Genomic DNA, 466 nt, shown 5'->3' on the forward strand with positions numbered 1-466 from the left:
GATCTGGATATTCGGCAATTGCCGCTATTTGACCTTTAAAGTTGCGTGATTTTAATTGTTCTAAGGCGGTTTGATTACCCTGGTGGTGAGGCATAGCCAAGATCACCAGTTTTACGTTTGCTGTGTCTAAAATTCGTTCCCAGAAATCCGGGTCAGTTGCGTCACCAGAAATAACGTTTCTGCCATGGCTTCTGTGGTTATGTGCCGCGTCTTCACGAACTTCTACACCTAAACTCACTTTGCCGTAGCGTGAGCGTAATTCGTCGTAGGCACCAGTACCAATGCGTCCCATGCCAAGAATTAGAACCTGAGCCCGACCTGGGTCAATTCGTTTGTCGCGTTGGTGGAGCTTCTCAGCAGCGTGCTCTTTTAACCAGCGACCTGATTGTTGATAAAGTTTGTGACCCGCTTTGTTGAGAGGTGCAGCGATTAAGAACGACAATGAAACGGCTATAGCCACTGCCAC

General features: G+C 47.9%; 1 protein-coding gene. It reads right to left on the bottom strand.

Going from position 1 to position 466, the window contains the following annotated elements; translation table 11 throughout:
• On the bottom strand, positions 1–466 hold a 466-nt coding region (locus AB4496_RS29385; protein WP_372133661.1), incomplete at both ends, for an NAD(P)-binding protein.

Source organism: Vibrio sp. 10N.222.46.A1 (assembly GCF_041473595.1).
GTDB lineage: Bacteria > Pseudomonadota > Gammaproteobacteria > Enterobacterales > Vibrionaceae > Vibrio > Vibrio tasmaniensis_A.